The sequence below is a fragment of the Actinophytocola algeriensis genome, assembly GCF_014203735.1.
Lineage (GTDB): Bacteria > Actinomycetota > Actinomycetes > Mycobacteriales > Pseudonocardiaceae > Actinophytocola > Actinophytocola algeriensis.
This window is the reverse complement of the sequence record NZ_JACHJQ010000007.1, coordinates 191,538-217,980: the sequence shown is the minus strand read 5'-3', so window position 1 is coordinate 217,980 and position 26,443 is coordinate 191,538. Positions and strand designations below refer to the sequence as shown.

Genomic DNA, 26,443 nt, shown 5'->3' with positions numbered 1-26,443 from the left:
ACGGGGTCCCCGACCCCAGGAGGCGCCCGAGATGACCCTCGCGATACCCCACGCCCGAGCCGCTGTCGAAGGACCGAACACGAACCTGCCGTCCGTCGCGGGCAGCAGGCTCACCGTGCCGCTCACCGACGGCACGCAGGTCCAGTACGCCAACCTCGACCACGCCGCCAGCGCACCCTGTCTCAACGCGGTCCAGCAGGCCGTCGACGAGTTCCTGCCCTGGTACGCCAGCGTGCACCGCGGCGCCGGGTTCGCCTCCCAGGTCTCCACGAAGATCTACGAGCGCGCCCGGCAGGTGGTCCGCGAGTTCGTCGGCGCCCGCCGCACCGACGAGGTGGTCTTCACCCGCAACACCACCGACGCGCTGAACCTGCTGGCCAGGGCCCTGCCCGCGAACACCTCGGTGGTCGTGTTCGACACCGACCACCACGCGGCGCTCCTGCCGTGGCGCGGCCCGCACGTGTACCGCGTGACGCCGACCGCCGAGGTCGAGCGCGACCTCGACGAGGCACTCGCGCGGACGCCGACCGGGCCGCGGCTCGTCGTGGTCACCGGCGCCACGAACGTCACCGGTGAGCTGTGGCCGGTCACCCGCCTGGCCGCCGTCGCGCGCCGCCACGGCGCCCGCATCGCGCTCGACGCCGCCCAGCTCGCCCCGCACCGGCCGGTCGACGTGCGTGAGCTGGACGTCGACTACGTGGTCCTGTCCGGGCACAAGCTGTACGCCCCGTTCGGCGCCGGCGCGCTGGTCGGGCGCCCGGACTGGCTGCGTGCCGCCAACCCGTACCTCGCGGGTGGCGGCGCGACCCGGCTGGTCACCGAGCGCGCGGTGTCGTGGAACTACGGGCCGGAGCGGCACGAGGCCGGGTCGCCGAACGTCGTCGGCGCGTACGCGCTCGCCGTCGCCTGCCAGACCCTCGGCCGCTCGTGGGACGCGGTGGTCGCGCACGAGGAGGAGCTGCTCGCCCGGTTGCGGACCGGGCTCGCGAGCATCCCCGGCGTGCGGCAGCTGTCGATCCTCGGCGCGGACACGCCCAGGGTCGGCGTCGTCAGCTTCACCGTCGAGGGCCACGACCCCGGCTTGGTCGCCGCCTACCTGTCGGCCGAGCACGGCATCGGGGTGCGGGACGGCGCGTTCTGCGCGCACATCGCGGTGAACCGGCTCACCGAGGGCCGTGCGCTGCGCGCGAGCCTCGGCCTCGGCAGCACCGCGGAGCACGTCGACCGCCTGCTCACCGCACTGCGGCGGCTGGTCACCGACGGCCCGGCGGGGCACTACGAGCTGGTCGACGGCAGGTACGCGCCGGGCGAGGACACCAGGCCGCTACCGGCCTTCCTGTCCGACCTGTGAACGGCACGTGGACAATGGCTTCGTGACCGACGAGCCGAAAGCCGATCCCGAGACCGCGGCGCCACCCGTGGCGCCGCTGCCACCGAGGAAGGTGTGGCTCGTCGCGGCCGTCTCGCCGGTCGTGCTGGTCATCGACCAGATCACCAAGCAGCTCGCGCTGGCCGGGCTGGAGCACGAGCCGCCCGTTCGTGTCCTCGGCGGGCTGTTCTACCTGCAGATCGTCCGCAACCCGGGCGCCGCGTGGGGCATGGCGACCAGCATGACGTGGGTGCTGACGCTCATCGCGCTCGCCGTGGTCGTCGGCATCATCTGGGTGATGCCGAAGCTGCGGTCCGCCGGCTGGGCCGTCGGCCTCGCGCTGGTGCTGGCTGGTGCCCTCGGCAACCTCCTCGACCGCTTCTTCCGGGCGCCGGGCGCGATGCACGGCCACGTCGTCGACTTCCTGTCGCCGTTCGCGGCGAACGGCGAGGCGTTCCCGGTGTTCAACATCGCCGACTCGGCCATCTGCGTCGGCGGTGCGCTGATCGTGCTGATGGCACTGCTCGGCCGCGACTACGACGGCCGCCGTACCTCCGACAAGAAGGACAAGTGATGACCGCGCGCACCCTCCCCGTCCCCGACGGGCTCGACGGCATGCGCGTGGACGCAGGCCTCGCGAAGCTCCTCGGCCTGTCCCGCACGGTGGTCGCCGCGATCGCCGAGTCCGGCGACGTGCTGCTCGACGGCCGCACCGCGGGCAAGTCGGACAAGCTCACCGCCGGCGCCTGGCTGGAGGTCACGATCCCGGACCCGGAGCGCGAGGACGGTGGCCCGGCGCCCGCGATCGAGGTGCCCGGCATGGTGATCGTCCACGAGGACGACGACGTCGTGGTCGTGGACAAGCCCGTCGGCGTCGCGGCGCACCCGAGCCCTGGCTGGACCGGGCCGACCGTCATCGGCGGGCTCGCCGCCGCGGGTGTGCGGGTGTCGACGTCCGGCGCCGCGGAGCGCCAGGGCGTCGTGCACCGCCTCGACGTCGGCACGACCGGGGTCATGGTGGTGGCCAAGAGCGAGCACGCGTACACGGTGCTCAAGCGCGCGTTCAAGGAGCGCACGGTCGACAAGGGCTACCACGCGCTCGTGCAGGGGCACCCGGATCCGTCGTCGGGCACCATCGACGCGCCGATCGACCGGCACCCCAAGCACGACTACAAGTTCGCGGTCGTCGCCGGTGGCAGGCCCAGCGTCACGCACTACCAGACGATCGAGGCGTTCCGCGCCGCGTCACTGGTCGACATCAAGCTGGAGACCGGCCGCACGCACCAGATCCGCGTGCACTTCTCGGCGCTGAAGCACCCGTGCGTCGGCGATCTCGCCTACGGCGCCGACCCGACGCTCGCCAAGCGGCTCGGCGTGACCCGCCAGTGGTTGCACGCGCGGCGGCTCGGGTTCGACCACCCGGCGGACGGCCGGTGGGTCGAGTTCACCAGTGAGTACCCGGAAGACCTGCAGAAAGCGTTGGACCGTCTGGCGGCCGAGAGCTGAGGTCCTCCACCTGTCGCCGGTTTTCGCGTACTTTGGTCCGCAACCAGCGAGGGTGGGGTGGTGCGAGTGCGCGGCGACAGAGCTGACGGCGACCCGGTGGAGCACTTCCTCGAGGACGGCGTCGCGCCCTCGGTGATCGGTGGCGGCCCTCCGGAGTCGCCGTTCGACCTGGAACCGGATCCCGAGCCACCGGGACGGCAGACACAGGGGCGACATACACCGGGACGACAGGCGCATTACAGACCCGAGCCGGACTACCAGGCGCAGCGCCAGGAGCCGCCCACGTCACCGATCCCGGTCGTGCGCCAGCCGCCGAGCGAGCAGGAGCCGGAGAAGCGCAAGGGGTGGATGGCGCGGATGTTCCGGGCGCCGGAGAAGTAGGTCAGTTCTCGACGGTCCACGTCAGCGAGCGCGACTCCTCGTCGGGGCGGGGGCTCCAGCGGACCGACGTGACCTCGGTGTTCTCCGGCACGACGTACACCGTGTGCCCGCCCTGCGTGTCGCCCGGCGGGACGCCGATCCGGTGCGGCGGCCGCGACGACAGCGACACCGGCGCCTTCGAGATGGTCTTGCCGTCCGGCGTCACCAGCACCAGGTACAGGTCCGGCAGCGACTGGAACGCCACCGCGCCCCGGTTGGTCAGCTCGGTGTGCACGACCACCGACCGCTCACCTTCCTGCAGCCGGTATCCGGCCGCGGTGAACAGGTAGTCCGCCGGGTCGACGACCTCCACGAGCGTGATCGACAGCCGCTCGCCCTCCAGGCCTTCCGTCTGCAGCGCGGAACCGACCTTGCCCTGCCGCACATCCGGTTCCGCCCGGTCCGGCCGAACCGTGGGCTGTGTCACATCCTGGGGTGGTGCGTCGCCGCGTGCCCACGTCGAGGTCTGCGGCGGACCCCACATGCTGATCGGCGCCTCGACCTGCGGCAACGGTTGCGCCTGCTGCTGTTGTACTGGTTGCGGCACGGACGCGGGGAACGGCTGGCTCGGCGGCCCGGTCTGCGCGGGGAAGGGCGCGCTGGGCGGCCCCGTGCGCGGCATCATCGGCTGCGGCACGGAATGCGGCCCGGACGGCGGACCCATCTGGGGCTGTGGCTGGGGTTGTGGCTGCTGCGGTGGTGGCGGGTAGGGCGTCTGCATCGGCCCGGACGGCGGGTACTGCTGCTGTTGTTGTTGTCCGTACGGGTTCTGCACGCCGTACGGCGGTGAGGAGGCGGCCATCGCGGCGGCGGCCACCTGACCGAGCCGGGCCGGGTCGCACTCGACACCCACGAGCAGGGGCAACCCGGTCGCCGAGAGCGCGACGAGCCGAGAGGCGACCTCCCGGGGGTCCATTCCCACACGGGCGGCGACCTCGTGCACCGCTGCTCTGCCCATCTCGGCAACCACGCCGAGCAGGCGGGCGTCAACCGGATCCGTCACGGCTCGCACGCTACCCCGTCCACTCGATCATCGCGGCGGGAGCCGCGCCCAAGCGGGTCATTCTCCTCTCCGCTGCCCGGATCGTTACTGGCAGGATCTACGCCATGGGTGCCCCCACGATCCACAGAGGTTTCTGGACCCGCGACTTACGAGCCGACAAGCACTGGCCCCTACTCCCTTTCGACGTGCCTTCCGGCTGCCGGTCCATCGCCGTATCGCTGGAGTTCGACCCGGCGTCGGGCGCGGTCGTCGACCTGGGCTGCGACGGTGCCAACGGCTGGCGCGGCTGGTCGGGTGGCGCCCGCACGAGCTACGTGATCACTCCCGACGCCGCCACCCCCGGCTACGTGCCCGGCGAACTGGAGCCGGGGGAGTGGCACGTGGTGCTGGGCCTGCACCGCATTCCCGCCAAGGGCGTGGAGGTGACGGTCACCGTCGAGACGGACACCGACGCGCGACCCGCCCCGCTGCGTCCCAACCCGCCCGTCCCCGCGAAGCCGCGACCGCGCGGCCTGCCCGCCGCCGCCGGGCTGCGCTGGGTCGCCGTCGACCTGCACGCACACACACTGCACTCCGACGGTTCGCTCACCGTGGCCGAACTGGCCGCCTCGGCGGTGGCCGCCGGGTTGGACGCGCTGGCGGTCACCGACCACAACACGGTGAGCCACCACGCCGAACTGGCGGAGATCGGCCGCCACTACGGGATCGCGCTGATCCCCGGTCAGGAGGTCACCACGGAGTTCGGCCACGCCAACGCCTACGGCGACATCGGCTGGATCGACTTCCGCGAACCGGCCGCCAACTGGGTGAAGACCGTCCGCGAACGCGGCGGCCTGCTGTCGATCAACCATCCACTCGGCGGCGACTGCGCGTGGCGGCACCCGCTGCCCGAGCACCCGCCGCTGGCCGAGGTGTGGCACTCCAGCTGGCAGGCACCCAACTGGGGCGGCCCGGTGGCGTGGTGGCAGGCATGGGGCAGCGAGGCGACCCCGATCGGCGGCAGCGACTTCCACGTGCCCGACGACGGGGTGCGGCTGGGCGCGCCGACGACGTGGGTGGCCGTCGACTCGCATGCGCGTAACGCCGAGGAGCTGGTCCCCGCGGTACTGGAGGGCCTGCGGGCCGGGCGAACGGCTGTTTCCGCCGATCGGACGGGACCGGTGCTGCTGCCGGTGGACGGCAAGGTGATCGCGCTGGACGCGCCGGGCACGCTGGTCATCGGGCGGGACGTCACGCACAAGGTTCGGTTCGACCGGGACACGTTCGACCCGCCTGGGCCGCATGGGCACGTGTTGTGCGGGCATGACGGATCGGTGCTGGCATTAGCCGGTACGCCGCGCTGACGGTTGTCCACAGGCTCGTCGTCCGGCGGCCGTTTCTGTCGGTGCTCGCCGTTACGCTGGATTTCGGGGGGCCGCGGCCGTCGCCTGTGGATAACTCCGGCTTGATATCGAGAACCGACGGCCGCTGTGGGCTTGCGCCCATGCCTTCGGTGGGCGTTGCGGCCAAGCTGTGCTCGCGCTGTGGGTGCCATCGGCACTAATCTCCGTCCTGTTCGGACCACTGTTGGTGAAAGACCAACGGACTCGATGACGAGAGGTGCCGAGATGCGAGTTCGCCGCACGCTGGCGTTGACCGCGGCCGCGGTCACGACGATGGCCCTGGCCGGCTGCCTCGGGCAGCAGCAGGAGTCGGACACCGGCCGCAACGCCGACGCCAAGGACGTGACCCTCACCGTCACAGCCAACGCGGTGGCGGGCGGGAAGAACGAACTCACCGCGAAGTGGGTCACCGACTGGGTGATCCCCGAGTTCACCACGCAGCAGAAGGACAAGGGCGTCAACGTGACCGTCAAGTACGACGGCATCGGCGTGGACGACGCGGACTACAAGGCCAAGATCGCGCTCGACTTCAACACCGACATCGGTGGTGACGTCGTCGAGATCGACGGGATCTGGCTCGGTGAGTTCGCGCAGGGCGGCCAGGTGCGGCCGCTCGACGACGTGGTCGGCAAGGACGAGGTCGACCGGTGGGACGGCTGGGGCGAGATCCCCGACGCGGTCCAGGCGGTCGGCGAGTTCGAGGACAAGCGGTACGGCATCCCGGTCGGCACCGACGGGCGCGTGATCTTCTTCAACAAGAAGCTGTTCGCGCAGGTCGGGTTGCCCGCGGACTGGCAGCCGACCAGTTGGGACGAGATCACCGCGGCGGCCGTCTCCCTCAAGCAGCTGCCCGGCGTCATCCCCATGCAGCTCAACGCGGGCACCGCGATGACCGAGGCGACCACCATGCAGGGCGTCCTGCCGCTGCTCGCGAGCACCGGAGCGGAGATCAACCAGGACGGCAAGTGGCAGGGCGCCACCGAGAACGTCAAGCAGGTCCTCGACTTCTACCAGCAGGTCTACGGCGGCAAGCTCGGCGACCCGCTGCTCGCGCAGGAGGCCAAGGGCCGCGACAAGTCGTTCGAGCTGTTCGCGCAGAACAAGGTCGGCATGCTGTTCGAGAGCGACTACTTCTGGCGCTCGGTCGTCGACCCGACCGTGGGTGTGGCCAAGATGGCCGACCGGGACGCCGCCGTCGGCTGGGCGAAGATCCCCGCCATGAACCCAGGCGCCGGCGTCGGCGGGCAGGACTTCGTGAGCATGTCCGGCGGGTCGGTGCGGGTGATCAACCCGAACACGAAGTACCCGCAGCAGGCGTGGGAGCTGCTCGAGTTCATGAACTCGGCGGCGGCCACCAAGGCGCGGCTCGGCGACACGGCCCAGGTCACGCAGCGCCAGGACGTGAACGAGGAAGTCCTCCAGAACGACCCGATGCTGAGCTTCATCGCCGAGGAGGTCCTGCCGATCACCCGCTTCCGGCCCGGTCTCGCGGACTACCCGAAGGTGTCCAGCGCGCTGCAGCAGGCCACCGCCGACGTCATCGCGGGCAAGTCCGCCGACGAGGCCGCGGCGGCCTACCAGGACGCGCTGGTCAAGGAAGTGGGCGAGGACAAGGTTGCCCGGGGGTAGCCGGGAGCGGAGCGAGGGAAGACGGCGATGAAGTGGGTAGGGGTGGTGGGCGGGGGATGAGCGCGGCGACCAATCGGACACGGGACACCTCCGGGCTGGGTGTGGCGCGGGCGGTCGCCTTCGTATCGCCCGCGCTCCTGCTCATCGGGCTGTTCCTCGTCTTCCCGGCGCTGTGGACCATCTACATCGGACTGACGAACTACACGCTCACCGGGCCCGCGTCGGTCGCGCCCGCGTTCGTCGGGCTCGAGAACTTCCTCGGGGCGCTCGACGACGCCCTGTTCGGCAACGCGTTGTGGCTGACGCTGGTGTTCGTCCTCGGGTCCGCGGTGCTCGGCCAGAACCTGCTCGGGTTCGGGCTCGCATGGGTGCTGCGGTCGGCGAAACCCGTGGTCCGGCGGGTCGTCGAGGCACTCGTGCTGCTCGCGTGGATCCTGCCGAGCGTGGTCGTCGCCTACCTGTGGACGGCCGTGCTCGACCGCGACGGCGGCACGCTGAACGCGTTGCTGGGCAACGAGTCCACGGCCTGGCTCGTCGAGTACCCGATGGCGTCGCTGATCGTCTTCAACACGTGGCGCGGCACCGCGTTCTCTATGATGCTGTACAGCTCGGCGCTGGCCGCGGTGCCGCCGTCGCAGCTGGAGACGGCGAGGACGGTCGGCGCGAGCGGCTGGCAGACCGTGCGGGACATCGTGTTCCCGCACATCCGCGGGCACGTGCTCACCAACACGCTGCTGATCTCACTGTGGACCGCCAACGACTTCACGCCGTTCCTGCTCACCGCGGGCGGGCCGAACCACGAGTCGGAGACGCTGCCGGTGTTCATCTACCAGCAGGCCATCACGAACGGCGAGCTCGGCTACTCGGCCGCCATCTCGTTCCTGCTGCTGATCGTGAACCTCGTGGTGGCACTGCTGTACCTGCTGTTGCTGCGGAGGCGGTCATGACCTTCCACGCCATGCTGCGCCGCACGCTGTACACGGTGCTGATCGCGGCACTGCTGGCGTTCTTCGCGATCCCCATGCTGTGGCTCGCGTCCGCCCCGTTCGACAGCGACCCCGGCGTCGGCCTGCGCTGGCCGGACTGGACGCTCGACAACTGGCGCATCACGTTCGAGCACCCCTACGCGCTCGGGTCGCTGCTGAACTCGATCGTGCTGTGCGCGGTGGCGACGCTCGTGACCACGGTACTCGGCACGCTCGCCTCGTACGCGCTGTCGCGGGTGCGGATCCCGGGCCGCGACGCGCTGCTGTACGTGCTGTTGCTGCTGTCCAGCGTGGTCACCGGCACCGCGGCGATGGTGCCGATCTTCGTGATGATGTTCCAGCTCGGCCTGATCAACTCGCAGTACGCGACGGGCCTGGTGATCGCGGGTGGCATGCTGCCCGCGGCGATCTTCATCCTGAAGGACTTCATCGACTCGGTGCCCCGCAGCTACGAGGAGTCCGCGCGGGTGTTCGGCGCCTCGCCGGGACAGGTGCTGCTGCACGTCGTGCTCCCCGTGGCGCGGCCGGGCATCGCGACCATCATGGTGTGGGCGTTCGTGCAGGCCTGGGGCAACTTCCTGCTGCCGTTCCTGCTGCTGCGCGATGTCTCAGGGCAGCCGGCGGCCGTGCTGCTGCGCACGCTCAAGGACGAGGGCGGCAGCGCGAACCTGACGGTGATCCCGGTGTTCTCGCTGCTCTACGCGATCCCGGTGGTGGCGCTGTACTTGTTCGTCAGCAAGCGGTACGGGTTCCGCTTCCACGGAGGGATCAAGGCCTGATGGCGGCTATCGAGCTGACCGGTCTGTCCACTGTGTACCCCAACGGGGTGCGCGCGGTGGACGACCTGGACCTGTCGATCGACGACGGGGAGTTCTTCGCGCTGCTCGGTCCGTCCGGGTGCGGCAAGACCACGCTGCTGCGGACCATCGCCGGGCTGGAGCGGTCGTCGTCGGGCACGATCTCGCTCGGCGGCGGGGACGTCACCCGCACCGACGTGGGAAAGCGCGGCGTGGCGATGGTGTTCCAGGACTACGCGTTGTTCCCGCACATGACGGTGGCGCAGAACATCGCGTACCCGCTGCGGGTGCGCAGGGCGTCGAAACAGGCGCAACAGGACGCGGCGAGCACCACGTCCGCCGGACTCGGGCTGGCGGAGCTGCTGGAGCGGCGGCCTGCCCAGCTGTCCGGCGGGCAGCAGCAACGGGTGGCGCTGGCGCGGGCGATCGCCATGGAGGCGCAGGTGCTGCTGCTGGACGAGCCGCTGTCCAACCTGGACGCGCGGCTGCGGCTGGAGGCACGCACGTTCCTCAAGCGGCTGCAACGCGAGCTGGGCCTGACCACGGTGTTCGTGACGCACGACCAGGCGGAGGCGCTGGCGCTCGCGGACCGGATCGCGGTCATGGCCGACGGCCGCATCCGTCAGCTGGGCACGCCGAAGGACGTGTTCCAGCGGCCGGCGGACACGTTCGTCGCGAACTTCATCGGGTCCACGCCGATGAACCTGCTGACCGGCACGGCGCACGACGGGTTCGTCGAGGTCGCGGGCGCCCGCCTGGCGTCGCCGGACCTGTCGCTCGCGGACGGTACGAAGGTGGTGGCCGGCATCCGGCCCGAGTACCTGGCGCCCGCGGCGGAGGGCATCACGGGCACGGTGTCGATCGTGGAGAACCTGGGCGTGACGTCCCTGGTGACACTGGAGTGCCCCGGCGACGTCCTCGTCGGCCTGACGGTGCCGGAACACGAGGAACCGCGGGTGGGCACGGCTATGACCGCGGCACCCGCTCCCGGCAGGCTGCTGGTGTACGACGCCGAGACGACACGACTGCTGTAGTCACCAGCAGGGCGAGCCCTAACCAGGTGAACTCGTTGCCGACGACGTGCTGCCACCACGACCAGTTCAGCTCGCGGTCGTACCGGTTGGGCAGCACCCAGTGCGGCGGCGCGACGAACACGAGGAGACCGGCGACGGCGGCGATCCGCCCTGGCCAGCGCCATCCGCGTAGTCGTGGCACGAGCCAGGCCCCGGCGAGCATGGCCCACACCCAGTGGTGCGACCAGGACACCGGCGAGGCGAGCAGCCCGGCGGTCGCGGCGGCGAGCAGCGCGCCGAGGTCGTCCCCCGCCACGCGGGCTCTGCGCACGGCGACCCAGCCCAGCGCGGCAACGACCAGCGCGGACGCGAGCCACAGCGCGGTCGTGAGCGTGTCGCCGAGCCCGAGCCGGTGCCAGAACCCGTTGAGCGACTGGTTGCCCGTGTAGGTCAGCCCGCCGATCTTCGTCGGGTCGCCCAGCACGGTCGACAGGTAGGCCGGGGTGTCCTCGGGAGCCAGCGCCCAGACCAGCAGTGACACGGCGGCGAACGCGCCCACCGCGGTGACCACCGGCCGCCACCGCCGGTGCGCGGCGAAGTACAGCAGGAACGCGAACGGGGTCAGCTTGACCGCGGCCGCGAGCCCGATCAGCGTGCCGCGCGGCCACCACATGCGCGGCAGCAGGCAGTCGGCGACCACGAGCACCATCAGTACCAGGTTGATCTGCCCGAAGCTGAGCGTGAGGCGCACCGGTTCGAGCACGACCCCGAACGCGAAGGCGGCGGCGACCAGCGTGACCGGCCGCCGGACCACCATGACCGCGACGGCCGCGAGCGCACCCAGCGAGACCGCGGTGAACACCGCGACCGCCACCGCGACGGGCACCACGGCGAGGGTGGTGAACAGCATCGCCGCGACCGGCGGATAGGTGAACGGCAGACCGGTGCCGTACTCGCGGCCGAACCCGTCGGAGTACAGGCCGAACCCGTCGATGAAGGCCTGCCCGCCCGCGCGGTAGACCCGCAGGTCCATGAAGTTGGCCCAGTCGACGAGCAGGAGCAGCACGGCCGCCGCGACCAGGCAGGCGCCGCCGACCGCCAGGACCCCCGATCGACGCGCCACGGCTCACCCCCGGCGGGGGAGCCTAGCGGTCGGCGACCAGCCGCACCGCGAGCGCACCGAAGATGGCCGCCGACACCCGGTTCAGCCAGCGCCGCACCGCCGGCCTGCGCAGCAGCAGCGCGGACAAGGCGCCGGCCGCGAGCCCGACGGTCGCGTCGACGCAGAAGCCGAGCACGATGAGGATCCCGCCCATGACCAGGAACTGGACCGGCATCGCCCAGCCGCCCTCGGTCACGAACTGCGGGAAGAACGCCAGGTAGAACAGCACGACCTTGGGGTTGGACAGGTTGACCAGCGTCGCCATCAGGTAGGTGCGGCGCAACGACCGCCCGCCGAACTTCGCCTGCGCGGTCTCGGCGACGTCCTTGGCCGACCGCAACGCGCTGATCGCCAGGTAGACCAGGAAGATCGCACCCACGAACCGGACCGCGTCGAGCGCAACGGGCGCGGCCTGCAACACGGCCCCGAGCCCGAGCGCCGCGGCGACCGTGTGCCCCGCGAGCCCGGTCGACATGCCCGCCGCCGCGACCACCCCGGCGGCCCGCCCACGCGCGATGCCGTTGGCGAGGATGAACATCATGTCGGGCCCTGGCACGACACTGATCACGACACAGGCGACGGCGAAGGCCAGCAGGATCGAGGGGTCCATGTGGCCATCATGGTCAACCCGGCTGACGTGGTCGCACGGTTTCCCGGCTCGTGGAACACTGCGCGTGCTCGTCATCGAACGCGCCCACCGCGGTGAGGTCGCGCCGCACCACCCGGCCGCGGACCCCGGGGGCCTGCCGGGCTGACTGCTAGTGCTGTGTCCACTTGCGTTGGCCGGGGGTTCGTGGTTTGTCCTCGCCGGACGTTCTCGCCGGGTGGGTTTTGCCTCCGGCGTCTCCCGCACCATCGCGGCGTGCCGTTGTGCTGTGAAAGGCGCTTTCACGGCGTTGGCCATGCCGTGAAGGGCGCTTTCAGGGCGCTCAACGCCCTCAACGCGCCTTTCACAGCGCTGGCGATGTCCTGAACGCGCCTTTCACGGCAATACCAGCCCGTCCCGGTACGGCGATCACCGTGGCTTGGCCGGACCCGCCGGAGGACCTGGCAACGTTGGTGGACACAGCACTAGGCAGGCAGCTCGCTGCGCAGCATCCGGTACAGCACCTCGTCCCGCCAGGCACCGTCCCGCCAGGTGTGCTCCTTCAGCACCGCCTCCCGCACGAACCCCGCCTTCTCCAGAGACCGCTGCTCAACGACATTCTCAACCTCGGTCACGGCCTGGATCCGGTGCACCGGTGATTGCGCGAACAGGTACCGCGCGAGCAACGACTGGGTGGCCGTCCCCAGCCCACGCCCCCGCGCAGGGGGCAGCAGGCTGATCCCGAACTGGAAGACGTGCGCCGCCTGCCCGGTCTGCAGCCGGTACCACGACACGAAACCCACCGTCGCCGACTCGGCCTCGATCATGAGCACGCTCTTGTCGTCGGCGAGCAGGCGGTTCTCCGCGTACCGGCGCCGCCACGGGCTCGGGTCGCTGAAGCCGCTCCAGTTGAACTCGCCGACCTGGGCCGGGTCGGCGAACATCTCGTCGAGCGTGTCGAGGTCCGGTTCGGTCACCGGACGCAGGCGTATCCCCTCGGTCATGCCCGCACCGTACGCGCGGGCATGACCGGGAGCGATGCCTGACGAGCGAAGTCAGACGAGTTCGGCGTCCAGCGTGATCGTCGTGCCGGTCAGCGCCGCCGACACCGGGCAGTTCTTCTTGGCGTCCTCGGCGGCCTTGGCGAAGTCCTCCGCCGAGATGCCGGGGATGCTGGCCCGCACGGTCAGGTGGATGCCGGTGATGCCCTCACCCGGCTGGAAGGTCACCTCGGCCTTGGTGTCGACGGACTGCGGCGGGGTGCCCGCGCCGGCCAGCCCGTGCGAGAGTGCCATCGAGTAGCACGTCGAGTGCGCCGCCGCGATGAGCTCCTCCGGGCTGGTCTTGCCGTTCGCCTCGTTCGCCCTGGACGGCCACGACACCTCGTAGGTGCCGATGCCGGACGAGTCCAGCGACACGGTGCCGGAGCCGTCGAGCAACGCGCCCTCCCAGTGGGCGTTCGCGGTGCGGGTGGTTGCCATGTGTTACTCCCTCAGAGCGGTGGACAGTCGAGTGCCGGGCCTGAGTCTGCCGCACGCCACCGACAACCGCGCGCGTGTGTGACCCGCGTGCCAGCCACCCCGAGACTGTCGCTCAGGTGTTCGATACACTGTCGCCGTCGAGAAGGGCGGGGTGGGCCGGGTCGTCCACCCGCACCGCGAAGTCGGCCGTGTACAGGGGCCGCACGGTCGAGTGGTACCGCTCGATGGCAGGCAGCGACCACGCGTCGGCCTCCGGCAGGCGCCTGCGCAACGCGGCACGGGAGAGCCAGAGGTGAACGGAGCAGTCGAACGGGAGGCCACGGCCGAGCAGCAGCTCGCCGTCGACCACGAGCACGCCGCCGGGCGGGAGGTCCACGTACTCCGCACGGGTGGCGCGGTCGGCCTCGGCGTTCCACAGGGTGGGCAGGATCCGCCCGGAACCGCCGGGTCCGAGCGGCTCGAACACCTCGCGAACGAGTCCGCCCAGGTCGAGCCAGTCGTCGTAGCGGGCGTCCGGGTCGGTCCTGCCGCGTTCGAAGCGCAGCGACGCGGGCCGCAGGAAGTCCGACGTGGACACCCGCCGGACCGGTCGCCCGCGCAGCCGCAGCGCGTCGGCGAGGCGGTCGGCGAACGCGCCGGGCGCGGCGGGCGCCGCGCCGTCGACACCCACCCTGGTCCACTCCTCACCTGCGTGGGTGATGATCGTCTCGGTCACCTCGGTGAGCAGCAGGTCGGGCGAGATGGGCCGGAATCTCATGCCCCGATCATGCCAACGGCCCGGGCAGTGTCCGCTGATTCGCTCCGCAAGCTCCGCGAACTGTCCGCTGATTCGCTCCGCAAGCTCCGCGAACTGTCCGCTGATTCGCTCCGCAAGCTCCGCGAACTGTCCGCTGAACCGCTCCGCAAGCTCCGCGAACTGTCCGCTGATTCGCTCCGCGAGCTCCGCGAATTGTCGGTGTCCGGCGGTAGAACGAGGGCATGCACACACAGCGCGAGACACGCCGCCGAGGGCTCTGCCGGACCACCGAGATCTCGTCGTAGGGTGGTGCCTCGTGGCGGCTGATTCGTTCGTTCATCTCCATGTGCACACCGAGTACTCGATGCTCGACGGCGCCGCCAAGGTCGCGCCGCTGTTCGCCGAGGCCAAGCGCCTCGGCATGCCGGCGGTCGGCATGACCGACCACGGCAACATGTACGGCGCCGACCAGTTCTACCAGGAGTCGCGCAAGGCCGGGATCAAGCCGATCATCGGCATCGAGGCCTACATCGCGCCCGCGAGCCGCTACCACAAGAAGCCGGTCTTCTGGGGCGAGGCGCGGCAGCGCAGCAGCGACGAGCTGGGCGAGGGCGGCGACATCTCCGGTGGCGGTGCGTACACGCACATGACCATGCTCGCCGGCAACGCGACGGGCCTGCGGAACCTGTTCACGCTGTCGTCGCGCGCGAGCATGGAGGGCTACTACCGCAAGCCGAGGATGGACCGCGAGCTGATCGCGGAGTACGCAGAGGGCATCATCGCCACCACCGGGTGCCCGTCCGGCGAGGTCCAGACCAGGCTGCGGCTCGGTCAGACCGCGGAGGCGTTCCAGGCGGCGTCCGACTACCGGGACATCTTCGGCAGGGAGAACTTCTTCCTCGAGCTGATGGACCACGGCCTGCCGATCGAGCGGTCGGTACGCGAGGGCCTGCTGGACATCGCCCGCAAGATGGACCTGCCGCCGTTGGCGACCAACGACTCGCACTACGTGACGAAGGACCAGGCCGAGGCGCACGCCGCGCTGCTGTGTGTCCAGTCGGGCAAGACACTGTCCGACCCCAACCGGTTCAAGTTCGACGGCGACGGCTACTACCTGAAGTCCGCCGAGGACATGCGCGAGTACTGGGACAGGGAGGTCCCCGGCGCGGCCGACGCGACGCTGCTGATCGCCGAGCGCGTCGAGTCCTACGACGAGATCTGGGCGCACGTCGACCGGATGCCGGTCTTCGACGTGCCCGAGGGGGAGACCCAGGGCAGCTGGCTGCACAAGGAGGTCATCCGCGGCCTGAACTGGCGTTTCCCCGACGGCATCCCGGACGGGTACGTCGACCGCGCCGAGTTCGAGCTGGGTGTCATCACCCAGAAGGGCTTCCCGGCCTACTTCCTCGTCGTGGCCGACCTCGTCACCTACGCGCGCAAGGTCGGCATCCGGGTCGGCCCTGGCCGTGGCTCGGCGGCCGGCTCGCTCGTGGCCTACGCGCTGGGCATCACGAACCTGGACCCGATCCCGCACGGCCTGCTGTTCGAGCGGTTCCTCAACCCCGAGCGCACCGCCATGCCCGACATCGACATCGACTTCGACGACCGCAGGCGTGGCGAGATGATCACCTACGCCACCGACAAGTACGGCTCGGACAAGGTCGCCCAGGTCATCACGTTCGGCACGATCAAGACGAAGGCCGCGCTCAAGGACTCGGCCCGCGTCATCCACGGCCAGCCCGGCTTCTCCATCGCCGACCGGATCTCCAAGGCGCTGCCGCCGCCGATCATGGCGAAGGACATCCCGCTGTCGGGCATCGTCGACCCCAAGCACGAGCGGTACAAAGAGGCGGCCGAGGTCCGCGCGCTGATCGAGACCGACAACGAGGTCGGCAAGATCTTCGAGACCGCCCGCGGGCTGGAGGGCCTGATCCGCAACGCGGGCGTGCACGCCTGTGCGGTCATCCTCTCGAAGAGCCCGCTGATGGAGTCCATCCCGCTGTGGCAGCGCGACGACGGCTCGATCATCACCGGCTGGGACTACCCGTCGTGCGAGGCCATCGGCCTGCTGAAGATGGACTTCCTCGGGCTGCGGAACCTGACCGTCATCGGCGACGCGATCGACAACATCAAGTCCAACCGGGGCGAGGACATCGACCTCGACCGGCTCCACCTGGAGGACAAGAACACCTACAAGCTGCTGTCCAAGGGTGACACGCTCGGTGTGTTCCAGCTGGACGGTGGCCCCATGCGTGACCTGCTGCGGCGCATGCAGCCGACCGGGTTCGAGGACATCGTCGCGGTCGGCGCGCTGTACCGCCCCGGCCCGATGGGCATGAACGCGCACAACGACTACGCCGACCGCAAGAACAAGCGGCAGCAGATCAAGCCGATCCACCCCGAGCTGGAAGAGCCGCTCAAGGACATCCTGAGCGAGACGTACGGTCTGATCGTCTACCAAGAGCAGATCATGTTCATCGCCCAGAAGGTCGCGGGCTACTCCATGGGACAGGCGGACGTGCTCCGCAAGGCCATGGGCAAGAAGAAGCAGGAGGTCCTCGACGCGGAGTTCGAGCGCTTCGAGGCCGGCATGAAGGCCAGCGACCTGCGGCCGGGCGGGTTCTCGTCCGCCGCGATCAAGGCGCTGTGGGACACGATCCTCCCGTTCGCCGGGTACGCGTTCAACAAGTCGCACGCGGCCGCGTACGGCCTGGTGTCGTACTGGACGGCGTACCTGAAGGCGAACTACCCGGCCGAGTACATGGCCGCGCTGCTCACGTCGGTCGGTGACAACAAGGACAAGTCCGCGGTGTACCTGTCCGAGTGCCGCCGCTCGGGCATCAAGGTGCTGCCACCGGACGTCAACGAGTCGAGCCTGCGCTTCGCCGCGGTCGGCACCGACATCCGCTTCGGCATGGGTGCGGTCCGCAACGTGGGCGCCAACGTGGTCGAGTCGATCATCAAGACCCGCGAGGCGAAGGGCAAGTACACGAGCTTCACCGACTTCCTCGACAAGTCGGAGCTGGTGGTCTGCAACAAGCGCGTCGTGGAGTCGCTGATCAAGGCGGGCGGCTTCGACTCGCTGGGCCACACCCGCCTGTCCCTGGTGCAGGCGCACGAGGAAGCGATCGAGGCCGTGGTCGGCCTGAAGCGCCAGGAAGCCATGGGGCAGTTCGACCTCTTCGGCTTCGGCGACGACGAGTCCGACACACCGTCGAGCGACTCGAGCCCACTGGCCCACCTGAAGTTCACCCCCGACGAGTGGCCCCGCAAGCAACTCCTCGCCTACGAACGGGAAATGCTGGGCCTGTACGTGTCGGCCCACCCGCTGGACGGCGCGGAACGCCTGCTGCGCAAACACGCCCCGAAGGCGATCGCCGACATCCTGGACAACCCGCCCAAGGAAGGCGAGATCGTCCTGTCGGGCATGATCTCCGCGATGGAACGCCGAGTGAACAAGCAAGGCGAACCATGGTGCATCTGCACGATCGAGGACCTGGACGCCTCGATCGAGGTCCTGTTCTTCGCCAAGAGCTACTCGGTCCTCTCACAGGACCTGGTGGAGGACGCGGCGGTGGCGGTCAAGGGCCGCGTGAACTGGCGCGAGGACAAGATGTCGGTCTTCGGCTCTGGCCTGATCCCGCTGGACATCACCGATGCCGACCTGGCCGCCCCCGGCGAAGAGGCCCCGTTCATCCTGCTGTGCAACCCGGTGAAACTGAACGACGAGGTGGTGGGCGAGCTGAAGAACACCCTGTCCGCCCACCGCGGCGACACCCCGGTACACCTCAAGTTCGCCCACAAGGAAAACGGCATAACCCTCGCCCTGGACGACTACCCGATCAAGGTGAGCCCAGCTTTCCTGGGCGAGATCAAGGCAATCCCCGGGGTGGCGGTCGACGCCTGACGAGCCGCGGTCGACGGCGTCCGAACCGACTGTTCAGCCCGGCAACCTTTCCGGTTCAGCGAATGGCCGCCGGTCGCGGGGTACGTTGTGCGCACCGCTGACGCAGAACGGGATGTCACATGTGGACGAGGAAGTCGGCCGTGCTGGCCGGAGTCGCCCTGCTCGCCGCCACGTTGCACGTGCCGCAGGCGGCGGCCGCGCATGATCGGGGGCTTCCGCTGGGGCCCCGGGACCTGCCGGAGAGCCGCTCGGTGCAGACGTTGCAGCCAGGGGTCACGCTGACCACGATCGTCCGTGGTGCGCCGGATCCCGCGAACACCTGGACGGTGGAGGTCGCGATCCCGGGCGGCAGCGGCTCGCCGGACCCCGACACGCCCCCGACCGCCGTGTCCGACCGGGTGCACGCGGACGAACTGGCCACCGCGCTCACCGCCGCCGGGTTCACGCCGCGGGTCGAGGAGGTCACGACGCCCCGGCTGGCCGACTTCCCCGGTGGCACCCTCGGCTTCCGCGTTCGCGTCGGCGACCACGACACCAAGGCCGCCGCCGACGCCGCGCTCGCCGCCATCCGCGCGGCGAAGTTCACCGCGTCCACTGTGTTCACCGGCTGGGACGGAGACGGCACCGACCGCGGCCCGTGGGCGGTGCGGGTGCTGACCATCGACCCGCGCGAGTTCGACGGGGACCTCGTCGGCGACTTCGGACCGGACCTCGAGCGCCGCGAGACCACCAGCGCACTCGCGGCGGCCAAGGGTGCGACGGCCGCCGTGAACGCGGGCTTCTTCGTGCTGGACCCGGCCGCGGGCGCTCCCGGCGACCCGGCAGGCGTCGGCGTGTACGGCGACCGGCTGCTGAGCGAGGCCACCAACGGCCGCCCCGCCTTCGTATTCTCCGCCGACGGCCGGCACGCGGACGTGGCACGCCACACCTGGACCGGAACCGTCCGAAGTGGACATCGGACGCTGGTGCTGGACGGTGTCAACCGCGTGCCGGGCCTGATCCGCAACTGCGGCGGCACCGGCGACCAGCCCACGAACCGCCCGCTCCACGACACGACGTGCACCGACCAGGACGAGCTGGTCCTGTTCACCAACGGCTACGGCACGAACACCCCGGCGGGCCCGGGCGTGGAAGTACTGGTGGACAAGAAGAACCGGGCCACGACGGTCCGCGAACCGAGGGGCGGCCCACTGCCTGCGGGCGCCCGCTCACTGCAGGCCACCGGCGCGACAGCCGACGAGCTACGGACCCTCGGCCCCAAGGTGACCATCACGAGCAAGCTGCGCGGCCGCACCGGCGACTACGTGCTGAACGGCGGTCCGGAACTGGTCCGCGACGGCAGGCGACACGCCACCCCGGCGACGGACGGCATGGTGCGCCCGAACGACCCGAGCTTCTACTACGGCTGGGTTCAGAAGCGAAACCCGCGCACGATCGCGGGCGTCGACAGCCGGGGCCGCATCCTGCTCGCCACGATCGACGGCCGCAGCACGGCAAGCCTCGGCCTGTCGATAGCGGAAAGCGCGGCAGTGGCACAAGCACTGGGCATGCACGACGCGATCAACCTCGACGGCGGCGGCTCCACCACGATGGTCACCAACAACCAGGTGATCAACAAACCATCGGACGCCGCGGGCGAACGCCCCGTGGGCGACGCGATCCTGATCCTGCCGTAACACCGATCCTGGTCGTGTCGTAACACCGGCGTGGCCTCCGGCCCCCTCGAACCACGCTACCGGACACCACCGACAAAACGTGGCCGCAGGCGGCGAACCTGTGGACTACCAACGGCCCTGTGGACAACCGACCCTTAGCGACCGCCCACTGTCGGTCCCCTGCCGTAGGCTGGAAACCGGGGGCCGGAGGCCAACCCGGGCACAGGTGACTCTCCTACAGCGACTTCCAGTGCCGGCTCCACCGGCTCAGCTCGCGTGGAACGTGCGCCGGTAACTCAGCGGGGACGTGCCCACCGCGGTCCGCAGGTGGTGGCGCATCGCCGCGGCCGTACCGAATCCCGCCTGCTCGGCCACCGCGTCGACCGGCAGCTCGGTCGTCTCCAGCAGGTCCCGTGCCAGTTCGACCCGCTGCCGCGTCAGCCACTGCCCGGGGCTCAGCCCGACCTCGTCGCGGAAGCGGCGCGTGAACGTCCGCCTGCTCATCCCCGCCCGCGCCGCCCACTCGTCCAGCCCCACCACCGCCGACAGCCGCGTCAGCGCCCACTCCCGGGCCGATGCGGTCGTCGCCGTCGCCGGTTCCTGTACCGGGCGGGACACGTACTGCGCCTGCCCGCCGTCCCGCCACGGGGGTACCACGCACCGGCGCGCGACCACGTTCGCCACCGCGCTGCCGTGGTCGCGGCGCACCAGGTGCAGGCACAGGTCCACGCCCGCCGCCGCACCCGCAGACGTCAGCACGTCCCCGTCGTCGACGAACAGCACGTCCTCGTTCACCCGAACGCGCGGGAACCGCGCCTGGAACTCCTCGGAGTGCATCCAGTGTGTCGTCGCTGGGCGGTCGTTCAGCAGTCCCGCCGCCGCGAGTACGTAGGCGCCAAGACAGATCGACACCATGCGCGTTCCCGGCCGCACCGATGCCAGTGCCGTCGCGGCCTCGGGCGACAGCGACCCGGTCCACGTCGGTGACGGGATCACCACCGTGTCGGCCGTCGCCAGTACCGACGCGTCGTTGGCGACCGAGATCGAGAAGTCGGCCGCCGTGCGCACCGGGCCACCGTCGACCGTGCACGTCACCACCTCGTAGAGCGGCGCGCCGTCGTCGGTGGTCGCGGAGCAGAAGATCCGCGACGGAATGCTCAGCTCGAACGGGATCACCCCGTCGAGTGCGAGGACCGCCACCCGGTGCATGGCCCGATCTTGTCACACCGTGGCCTCCGGGCCACTGGCCGATGCGCCGCGCCCGGGACAGGATGGACCGCATGCGAGCGATCATGGCCCAGCGCGCGGGCGGCCCCGACGTCCTCGAGGAGATCGAACTGGACCGGCCGGAGCCCGGGCCTGTCGAGATCCTCGTCAAAGTCCACGCGGCGGGCGTCAACCCCACCGACTGGAAAGCACGCGCCCGCGGCGCCACCCTCGGCCGGCCCGGCCCGTTCGTCCCCGGCTACGACGTCTCCGGCGTCGTCGAAGCCGTCGGTCCCGGCGTGCGGATGTACGCGCCGGGCGACGAGGTCTTCGGCATGCCGTTGTTCCCCACACCACCCGGCGCCTACGCCGAGTACGTCGTGGCGCCGCCGCGGCACTTCGCGCGCAAGCCCGCCGGCCTTGACCACGTCACCGCCGCGGGGCTGCCGCTCGCCGGGCTCACCGCCTGGCAGTCCCTTGTGGACTTCGCGAACGTCAGGGCAGGACAGCGGGTGCTCATCCACGCGGCCGCGGGCGGGGTGGGTCACCTCGCCGTGCAGATCGCCAAGGCACGCGGCGCGCACGTCGTCGGCACGGCAGGCGCGGCCAAGCACGACTTCCTCACGGGACTCGGGGCGGACGAGCTGATCGACTACCGGACCACCGACTTCACCACCGCGACCGGTGACCTGGACGTCGTCCTCGACACCATCGGCGGCGACTACAGCGCCCGCTCACGCCCGCTCCTCCGCCCCGGCGGCACCTACATCGCGCTCACCCCCGGCGACGACTTCCTCCTCGTCGAACCCGACCACGCCGGCCTGCTCGCGCTCGTCGACCTCGTCGAGAAGGGACAGCTCACGGTCGCGATCGACTCCGTGTTCCCCCTGCGGGACGCCGCCAAGGCGCACGAACGCGGCGAAACCGGCCGCGCCCAAGGAAAGATCGTGCTCCAGGTGGTCTAGGCGGCGACCCGGCGACCTGGTTTGCCCTCGCCGGATGTTCTCGCCGGGCGGGTTTGCCTCCGGCGGCTCCTCGCCGGAGGGGCAGGTCTCTGGGATGGCAGGCAGCCTCGGGTGTGGTGTGGGGCTTGCGCCCCCCGGCGCCCCCGGCGTCTCCCGCACCCTCGCGACGTCCCGTTGTGCTGTGAAAGGCGCTTTCACGGCATTGGCCATGCTGTGAAAGGCGCTTTCAGAGCGCTCAACGCCCTCAACGCGCCTTTCACAACACCGGCGATGTCCCGAACGCGCCTTTCACGGCACACCAGCCCCGTCCCGGTACGGCGATCACCGTCGGCTTGGCCGGACCCGCCGGAGGACCCGGCAAACGTCGGTGGACATAGCACTAGCCTCCAGGCGTGACCACCGATCTCGTCGCCCTCGACCGCGCGCACGTCTGGCACCCGTACGGCCCGATGCCGGGGCTGGTCGACCCGTTGGTGGTCGAGTCGGCATCCGGGGTGCGGCTGCGGCTCGCGGACGGGCGGGAGCTGGTCGACGGCATGTCGTCGTGGTGGGCGGCGATCCACGGGTACCGGAACCCCGTGCTGGACGGGGCTTTGGCGGACCAGGCGGGCCGGATGAGCCACGTCATGTTCGGCGGCCTCACGCACGAACCGGCGGTGCGGCTGGCCACGAAGCTGGCGGAGATCACGCCCGGTGAGCTGGAGCACGTGTTCCTGTGCGACTCCGGTTCGGTGTCCGTCGAGGTGGCGGTGAAGATGGCGCTGCAGTACTGGCGGTCGCTCGGCAGGCCGGAGAAGCGGCGGCTGATGACGTGGCGCGGCGGGTACCACGGCGACACGTTCCAGCCGATGAGCGTGTGCGACCCGGACGGCGGGATGCACAGCCTGTGGCGGGGTGTGCTGCCACCGCAGGTGTTCGCGGACGCGCCGCCCGCCGCGTTCGAGCACGACTACGTGGCACACCTGTCTTCGTTGCTGGAGTCCCATGCGGACGAACTGGCCGCGGTGATCGTGGAGCCGGTCGTGCAGGGCGCGGGCGGCATGCGGTTCCACGACCCGCGCTACCTGCACGTGCTGCGTGAGCTGACCCTGGCGTACGACGTGCTGCTGATCTTCGACGAGATCGCGACCGGCTTCGGCCGCACGGGCACGCTGTTCGCGGCGGACCAGGCTTCGGTGGCGCCGGACGTGATGTGCGTCGGCAAGGCGCTGACCGGCGGCTACCTGTCGATGGGCGCGACCTTGTGCACGCCCGCGGTGGCGGAGGGCATCTCGCGCGGCGAGGTCCCGGTCCTGGCCCACGGCCCGACGTTCATGGGCAACCCGCTGTCCTCGGCGGTGGCGAACGCGTCGATCGACCTGCTGGTGTCGCAGGACTGGCAGGGGCAGGTCACGCGTATCGAGAAGGGCCTCGCGGAAGGACTCGCGCCGGCGCGGTCGCTGCCGGGGGTGCGGGACGTGCGGGTGCTCGGCGCGATCGGCGTGGTGCAGCTGGACCACGAGGTGGACATGGCCGCGGCGACGGCGGCGGTGGTGGCGGAAGGCGTGTGGCTGCGCCCGTTCCGGGACCTGATCTACACGATGCCGCCGTATGTCACGGAACCGGACGACCTGGCGCGGATCACGGACGGCGTGCTGGCCGCGGCGCGCGCGGGCTAGTGTGCCGCGCCGGAAACGCGGCGTGGACGAACCTGGCCAGGAGCACCTGTCGCCCTCGGCAACCGGACCCGGTCATCGTCCAGCGGCTCCGCCACGATGCCGAAGCTGGTGGCCGGACCGCCGGTCACGGCGACGTGCACTTTCTCCCGCGGCATGACCGGATGTGCCGGACCGGCGTGGCCTCCGGCCCCCTCGAACCACGCTACGGCACAGGACCGACAGGGACCGGGCCGTGGAGCCGTTCCTGTGGACAACACGATCGGCTGTGGACAACTCCGCCCGCGCGTCCGCCCCTCGTCGGTGCCCTCCCGTAGGCTGGCAACCGGGGGCCGGAGGCCAACCGCGCTACGAAAGCCGCACGTCGACGCCGCCTTCGCGGAGGATCGTCAGCACCGTCTCGAACTCCGGCAGTCGCTGTCGCGCCACCGACGAGTCCTGCCACCGCAACGTGAACGGCGGCGTCGCGCCGAAACCGCCGCGCAGACAGTCCGCCATCGCGTCCAGGTTCCACCCGTAGTACCCGCCCGGCCCGTTCACGGCCTCGCCCAGTGCGCAGTAGAACGCGTCGACGTCCACGACATCGCGGCCGTCCAGCACGTCTGCCTGCCCGCGAACCCGGCGGTTGAGCGCCACCGACAGCCACGCCCGCCGACCGTACGAGCGCCACAGTCCCGGCCGGTCCAGCCGTCCCGTCCGCACCAGTTCCCACACGGCCTCGGCGCCTTCCCGGACGTCGCGATACGCACGTATGGTCAGGTCCACCAGGCCGGGTGTGCCCGGCGACATCCGCACCGCGGTCGGCAGGAAGCCGGTCAGGTCGTACGTTCCCGCCGGTTCGCCCGACGGCAGCAGCAGCGTCAGCCGCGCGTCCTGGCGGCGCGTCTTGCGGGTGCCGACGTCGACGAGCCGCCCGGCCACCGCCCCGCGCACGGCCAGCCGCCGCAACACCACCTCGCCGACGCCCTCGAACAGGCCGTCGATCCCGTCGCCATGGCCCCACGGCTCGTCGTGCACCGTGAGGGCGTACTGCCAGCCCATGCGGCGACCCTATCGACAGGGCGGTTGAGATCGACGAGACCGCGGGGGTCTAGCCTGACGCCTCGTGAGTTTCATGGTGCTCACGGGAACCGGTACCGGAGTCGGGAAGACGGTCGTGACGGCGGCCGTGGCCGCGCTCGCGCTCTCGAAACGGCGCAGCGTGGCGGTGCTGAAACCGGCGCAGACCGGACTTGAGCCAGGGGAGCCGGGAGACGTCGACGAGGTCACGCGCCTCGCCGGCCCCGACGTCACCACCTGGGAGCTGGCCCGCTTTCCCGATCCGCTCGCCCCCGCGACGGCCGCCCGCCGCGCCGGGATCATGCCCGTCACCCCCAAGCAGGCCGCCGCGGCCGCCGTCGAGCTGTCCCGCGGCCACGACCTGGTGCTGGTGGAGGGTGCGGGCGGGCTCCTGGTCCGCATGGACGACCAGGGCGGCACTCTTGCCGACGTCGCCTGGTCCGCGGCCGCGCCGGTGCTGATCGTCGCGAACGCCGGGCTCGGGACCCTCAACGAGACGGCTCTGACCGCCGAGGCGCTGCGACGCCGGGGCATCGAGTGCGCCGGGGTCGTGGTGGGCTCCTGGCCCGCCGATCCGGACCTCGCGGCACGCTGCAACCTCGACGACATCCCGGCCGCCGCCGACGCACCGCTCGTCGGCGCCGTCCCCGCCGGGGCGGGCGCGCTGACCAGGCCGAAGTTCCTCGCCATGGCGATCCGCTCGCTCGGCCCGTCACTGGGTGGCGAGTTCGACGCCAGCGGGTTCGCGGCCGAGCACGCCGCCTGAGGGGTCACTCGCGCGCGTGACATACATCGCGTCCGATGGCCGGAGTCGTGGGGCAGACTGAAGCGGATCAACGCGCCTGACGACGAACATGGAGGCACCGTGACCGCAGCTGCCGAACGGACCGGGACCGAGTCGGTGACCGACCCCATCGCCGCCGCCCGGGAGCAGGTCCTCGAACGCGGTACCGGCCTCGATGAGGAGCAGCTCCTCGAGATCCTCAGGATCGACGACGACCGCATTCCCGAGCTGCTCGCCCTCGCACACGAGGTGCGGATGCGCTGGTGCGGTCCCGAGGTCGAGGTCGAGGGCATCGTGAGCCTCAAGACCGGCGGCTGCCCCGAGGACTGCCACTTCTGCTCGCAGTCCGGCCAGTTCCCGTCCCCGGTGCGCTCGGCGTGGCTGGACATCCCCGGCCTGGTCAAGGCCGCGCGGGAGACCGTGGAGACCGGTGCCAGCGAGTTCTGCATCGTCGCCGCCGTGCGCGGCCCGGACAAGCGCCTGCTGTCACAGGTGCGGGACGGCATCAAGGCCATCCGCGAGGACGGCAACGACATCCAGATCGCCTGCTCACTGGGCATGCTCACGCAGGCCCAGGTCGACGAGCTGGTCGAGATGGGTGTGCACCGCTACAACCACAACCTCGAGACCGCCCGCTCGCACTTCCCGAACGTCGTCACCACGCACTCGTGGGAGGAGCGCTGGGAGACGCTGAAGATGGTCCACGCGGCGGGCATGGAGGTGTGCTGCGGCGGCATCATCGGCATGGGGGAGACCATCGAGCAGCGTGCCGAGTTCGCCGCCCAGCTGGGTGAGCTGGACCCGCACGAGGTGCCGATGAACTTCCTGATCCCGCAGCCGGGCACCCCGTACGAGAACTACGAGATCGTCGAGGGCAAGGACGCGCTGCGCACCATCGCCGCGTTCCGCCTCGCGCTGCCGCGCACGATCCTGCGGTTCGCCGGCGGCCGTGAGCTCACCCTCGGTGACCTCGGCGCCGAGCAGGGCATGCTGGGCGGCATCAACGCGATCATCGTCGGCAACTACCTGACCAACCTCGGTCGCCCCGCGCAGCAGGACCTGGACATGCTGGCGGACCTGAAGATGCCGGTGAAGGCGCTGAGCGAGCACTTGTGAGTGGAGCTTGCGGAGTGAACCGGTGG

At 70.7% G+C, this 26,443-nt stretch carries 23 protein-coding genes; 15 read left to right on the top strand and 8 right to left on the bottom strand.

The window, feature by feature from the left end:
- Window positions 1–31 precede the first annotated feature (31 nt).
- The 4 genes from FHR82_RS32270 (at window position 32) to FHR82_RS32255 (ending at window position 3,256) form a co-directional block, all read left to right on the top strand.
- Entirely contained in the window at window positions 32–1,351 is a 1,320-nt protein-coding gene (locus FHR82_RS32270; protein ID WP_184814379.1) for an aminotransferase class V-fold PLP-dependent enzyme, read from the top strand.
- A 22-nt stretch (window positions 1,352–1,373) separates the two neighbouring features.
- Window positions 1,374–1,943: a signal peptidase II gene (lspA, locus tag FHR82_RS32265; protein ID WP_376706457.1), complete on the top strand. Its 570-nt coding sequence runs from the start codon at window positions 1,374–1,376 to the stop codon at window positions 1,941–1,943.
- A complete protein-coding gene (locus FHR82_RS32260) occupies window positions 1,943–2,875 on the top strand; it encodes an RluA family pseudouridine synthase (RefSeq protein ID WP_184814377.1) in 933 nt (310 codons plus the stop codon). Before lspA ends, FHR82_RS32260 begins: the two co-directional genes overlap by 1 nt.
- A gap of 66 nt (window positions 2,876–2,941) precedes the next feature.
- A complete protein-coding gene (locus FHR82_RS32255; RefSeq protein WP_184814376.1) occupies window positions 2,942–3,256 on the top strand; it encodes a hypothetical protein in 315 nt (104 codons plus the stop codon).
- A 1-nt stretch (window position 3,257) separates the two neighbouring features.
- On the opposite strand, the gene FHR82_RS32250 is transcribed toward FHR82_RS32255, so the two are convergent.
- The gene (locus tag FHR82_RS32250) at window positions 3,258–4,298 is read right to left on the bottom strand and encodes an Lrp/AsnC family transcriptional regulator (protein ID WP_311771369.1); all 1,041 of its coding nucleotides are present in this window, start codon (window positions 4,296–4,298) and stop codon (window positions 3,258–3,260) included.
- A gap of 185 nt (window positions 4,299–4,483) precedes the next feature.
- On the opposite strand from FHR82_RS32250, the gene FHR82_RS32245 reads away from it, so the two are divergent.
- The 5 genes from FHR82_RS32245 (at window position 4,484) to FHR82_RS32225 (ending at window position 10,126) form a co-directional block, all read left to right on the top strand.
- On the top strand, window positions 4,484–5,641 hold the full coding sequence (locus FHR82_RS32245) for a CehA/McbA family metallohydrolase (RefSeq protein WP_221464537.1): 1,158 nt from the start codon (window positions 4,484–4,486) through the stop codon (window positions 5,639–5,641).
- 264 nt (window positions 5,642–5,905) lie between these two features.
- Window positions 5,906–7,309 (top strand): extracellular solute-binding protein, encoded by a 1,404-nt coding sequence (locus FHR82_RS32240; RefSeq protein WP_184814374.1) that lies wholly within the window; start codon window positions 5,906–5,908, stop codon window positions 7,307–7,309.
- A 56-nt stretch (window positions 7,310–7,365) separates the two neighbouring features.
- Complete coding sequence (locus FHR82_RS32235; RefSeq protein WP_184814373.1) at window positions 7,366–8,256, top strand: carbohydrate ABC transporter permease; 891 nt, start codon at window positions 7,366–7,368, stop codon at window positions 8,254–8,256.
- Window positions 8,253–9,074 (top strand): carbohydrate ABC transporter permease, encoded by an 822-nt coding sequence (locus tag FHR82_RS32230; protein ID WP_184814372.1) that lies wholly within the window; start codon window positions 8,253–8,255, stop codon window positions 9,072–9,074. Before FHR82_RS32235 ends, FHR82_RS32230 begins: the two co-directional genes overlap by 4 nt.
- Window positions 9,074–10,126, top strand: coding sequence for an ABC transporter ATP-binding protein (locus tag FHR82_RS32225; protein WP_184814371.1), 1,053 nt, complete (start codon window positions 9,074–9,076; stop codon window positions 10,124–10,126). The genes FHR82_RS32230 and FHR82_RS32225 overlap by 1 nt, the downstream gene beginning before the upstream one ends.
- Here the strand turns inward: FHR82_RS32225 and FHR82_RS32220 are convergent.
- The 5 genes from FHR82_RS32220 to FHR82_RS32200 all read right to left on the bottom strand — a co-directional run bounded on the left by FHR82_RS32220 (window position 10,059) and on the right by FHR82_RS32200 (window position 14,091).
- Window positions 10,059–11,228: a glycosyltransferase 87 family protein gene (locus FHR82_RS32220; RefSeq protein ID WP_184814370.1), complete on the bottom strand. Its 1,170-nt coding sequence runs from the start codon at window positions 11,226–11,228 to the stop codon at window positions 10,059–10,061. The genes FHR82_RS32225 and FHR82_RS32220 overlap by 68 nt on opposite strands.
- Window positions 11,229–11,250: 22 nt before the next feature.
- Complete coding sequence (locus FHR82_RS32215) at window positions 11,251–11,877, bottom strand: LysE family translocator (protein ID WP_184814369.1); 627 nt, start codon at window positions 11,875–11,877, stop codon at window positions 11,251–11,253.
- Window positions 11,878–12,338: 461 nt separating this feature from the next.
- A complete protein-coding gene (locus FHR82_RS32210) occupies window positions 12,339–12,857 on the bottom strand; it encodes a GNAT family N-acetyltransferase (protein WP_184814368.1) in 519 nt (172 codons plus the stop codon).
- Window positions 12,858–12,908: 51 nt separating this feature from the next.
- A complete protein-coding gene (locus FHR82_RS32205) occupies window positions 12,909–13,334 on the bottom strand; it encodes an OsmC family protein (protein ID WP_184814367.1) in 426 nt (141 codons plus the stop codon).
- Between the two features lie 112 nt (window positions 13,335–13,446).
- Window positions 13,447–14,091, bottom strand: coding sequence for a nucleoside/nucleotide kinase family protein (locus FHR82_RS32200; protein WP_184814366.1), 645 nt, complete (start codon window positions 14,089–14,091; stop codon window positions 13,447–13,449).
- 295 nt (window positions 14,092–14,386) lie between these two features.
- On the opposite strand from FHR82_RS32200, the gene dnaE reads away from it, so the two are divergent.
- Together dnaE and FHR82_RS32190 are read left to right on the top strand one after the other, a co-directional pair.
- Window positions 14,387–17,977, top strand: coding sequence for a DNA polymerase III subunit alpha (gene dnaE / locus FHR82_RS32195; RefSeq protein WP_184814365.1), 3,591 nt, complete (start codon window positions 14,387–14,389; stop codon window positions 17,975–17,977).
- Between the two features lie 119 nt (window positions 17,978–18,096).
- Window positions 18,097–19,653 (top strand): phosphodiester glycosidase family protein, encoded by a 1,557-nt coding sequence (locus tag FHR82_RS32190; protein WP_184814364.1) that lies wholly within the window; start codon window positions 18,097–18,099, stop codon window positions 19,651–19,653.
- Window positions 19,654–19,899: 246 nt separating this feature from the next.
- Here the strand turns inward: FHR82_RS32190 and FHR82_RS32185 are convergent, their stop codons facing one another.
- Window positions 19,900–20,841 (bottom strand): GlxA family transcriptional regulator, encoded by a 942-nt coding sequence (locus tag FHR82_RS32185; RefSeq protein WP_184814363.1) that lies wholly within the window; start codon window positions 20,839–20,841, stop codon window positions 19,900–19,902.
- Between the two features lie 71 nt (window positions 20,842–20,912).
- On the opposite strand from FHR82_RS32185, the gene FHR82_RS32180 reads away from it, so the two are divergent.
- Complete coding sequence (locus tag FHR82_RS32180; protein ID WP_184814362.1) at window positions 20,913–21,803, top strand: NADP-dependent oxidoreductase; 891 nt, start codon at window positions 20,913–20,915, stop codon at window positions 21,801–21,803.
- A 392-nt stretch (window positions 21,804–22,195) separates the two neighbouring features.
- Window positions 22,196–23,461 carry an adenosylmethionine--8-amino-7-oxononanoate transaminase gene (locus FHR82_RS32175; protein WP_184814361.1) on the top strand — a complete coding sequence of 422 codons (1,266 nt, stop codon included), beginning with the start codon at window positions 22,196–22,198 and terminating at the stop codon, window positions 23,459–23,461.
- 345 nt (window positions 23,462–23,806) lie between these two features.
- Here FHR82_RS32175 and FHR82_RS32170 read toward each other — a convergent pair whose 3' ends face one another.
- Window positions 23,807–24,499: a barstar family protein gene (locus FHR82_RS32170; RefSeq protein ID WP_184814360.1), complete on the bottom strand. Its 693-nt coding sequence runs from the start codon at window positions 24,497–24,499 to the stop codon at window positions 23,807–23,809.
- A 64-nt stretch (window positions 24,500–24,563) separates the two neighbouring features.
- Here FHR82_RS32170 and bioD point away from each other — a divergent pair, with 64 nt between their 5' ends.
- Both bioD and bioB read left to right on the top strand, forming a co-directional pair.
- Window positions 24,564–25,283 (top strand): dethiobiotin synthase, encoded by a 720-nt coding sequence (gene bioD, locus FHR82_RS32165; RefSeq protein ID WP_184814359.1) that lies wholly within the window; start codon window positions 24,564–24,566, stop codon window positions 25,281–25,283.
- 99 nt (window positions 25,284–25,382) lie between these two features.
- Complete coding sequence (bioB, locus tag FHR82_RS32160) at window positions 25,383–26,417, top strand: biotin synthase BioB (RefSeq protein ID WP_184814358.1); 1,035 nt, start codon at window positions 25,383–25,385, stop codon at window positions 26,415–26,417.
- The last annotated feature ends 26 nt before the right edge of the window (window positions 26,418–26,443 follow it).

Excerpts from the sequence above, each read along its gene's own strand:
- FHR82_RS32230 (WP_184814372.1), top strand. The coding sequence starts at position 8,253 with ATGACCTTCCACGCCATGCTGCGCCGCACGCTGTACACGGTGCTGATC.
- FHR82_RS32270 (WP_184814379.1), top strand. The coding sequence starts at position 32 with ATGACCCTCGCGATACCCCACGCCCGAGCCGCTGTCGAAGGACCGAAC.
- FHR82_RS32180 (WP_184814362.1), top strand. The coding sequence starts at position 20,913 with ATGCGAGCGATCATGGCCCAGCGCGCGGGCGGCCCCGACGTCCTCGAG.
- FHR82_RS32235 (WP_184814373.1), top strand. The coding sequence starts at position 7,366 with ATGAGCGCGGCGACCAATCGGACACGGGACACCTCCGGGCTGGGTGTG.
- FHR82_RS32190 (WP_184814364.1), top strand. The coding sequence starts at position 18,097 with ATGTGGACGAGGAAGTCGGCCGTGCTGGCCGGAGTCGCCCTGCTCGCC.
- FHR82_RS32205 (WP_184814367.1), bottom strand. The coding sequence starts at position 13,334 with ATGGCAACCACCCGCACCGCGAACGCCCACTGGGAGGGCGCGTTGCTC.
- FHR82_RS32170 (WP_184814360.1), bottom strand. The coding sequence starts at position 24,499 with ATGGGCTGGCAGTACGCCCTCACGGTGCACGACGAGCCGTGGGGCCAT.
- FHR82_RS32185 (WP_184814363.1), bottom strand. The coding sequence starts at position 20,841 with ATGCACCGGGTGGCGGTCCTCGCACTCGACGGGGTGATCCCGTTCGAG.
- FHR82_RS32260 (WP_184814377.1), top strand. The coding sequence starts at position 1,943 with ATGACCGCGCGCACCCTCCCCGTCCCCGACGGGCTCGACGGCATGCGC.
- FHR82_RS32240 (WP_184814374.1), top strand. The coding sequence starts at position 5,906 with ATGCGAGTTCGCCGCACGCTGGCGTTGACCGCGGCCGCGGTCACGACG.
- FHR82_RS32210 (WP_184814368.1), bottom strand. The coding sequence starts at position 12,857 with ATGACCGAGGGGATACGCCTGCGTCCGGTGACCGAACCGGACCTCGAC.
- FHR82_RS32200 (WP_184814366.1), bottom strand. The coding sequence starts at position 14,091 with ATGAGATTCCGGCCCATCTCGCCCGACCTGCTGCTCACCGAGGTGACC.
- FHR82_RS32215 (WP_184814369.1), bottom strand. The coding sequence starts at position 11,877 with ATGGACCCCTCGATCCTGCTGGCCTTCGCCGTCGCCTGTGTCGTGATC.
- FHR82_RS32225 (WP_184814371.1), top strand. The coding sequence starts at position 9,074 with ATGGCGGCTATCGAGCTGACCGGTCTGTCCACTGTGTACCCCAACGGG.